The 459-nt window shown below is 57.5% G+C and carries 1 protein-coding gene; it reads left to right on the top strand.

All coding sequences use genetic code 11. From position 1 onward, the window contains the following. On the top strand, positions 1-459 hold a 459-nt coding region (locus J5M71_RS28205), incomplete at both ends, for an RNB domain-containing ribonuclease (protein WP_207838901.1).

Genomic DNA, 459 nt, shown 5'->3' with positions numbered 1-459 from the left:
ACATTCCGCACGTCTGGCCTGAAGCGGTTGTGAAAGAAGCTGCCAAGCTCAAGCCGGAAGTTGAAGAAAAAGACAAAGAAAAGCGCATCGACCTGCGTCATCTGCCGTTCGTCACCATTGACGGCGAAGATGCCCGCGACTTCGATGACGCGGTCTACTGCGAAGCCAAACCGGGCAAGCTGCGCCTGTTCTCCGGTGGCTGGAAGTTGTACGTGGCGATTGCCGACGTTTCCAGCTACGTGAAGATCGGCTCGGCGCTGGACAACGAAGCTCAGGTTCGCGGCAACTCGGTGTACTTCCCCGAGCGCGTGATTCCGATGCTGCCGGAGCAACTGTCCAACGGCCTGTGCTCGCTGAATCCTCAGGTTGATCGTCTGGCCATGGTTTGCGAGATGACCATCTCCAAGTCCGGCGAAATGACCGACTACTGCTTCTATGAGGCGGTGATCCATTCCCACG

It is taken from the genome of Pseudomonas sp. 43(2021) (assembly GCF_017490805.1).
GTDB lineage: Bacteria > Pseudomonadota > Gammaproteobacteria > Pseudomonadales > Pseudomonadaceae > Aquipseudomonas.
The sequence above is the reverse complement of the archived record's forward strand: the minus strand, read 5'-3'. Positions and strand labels throughout refer to the sequence as shown.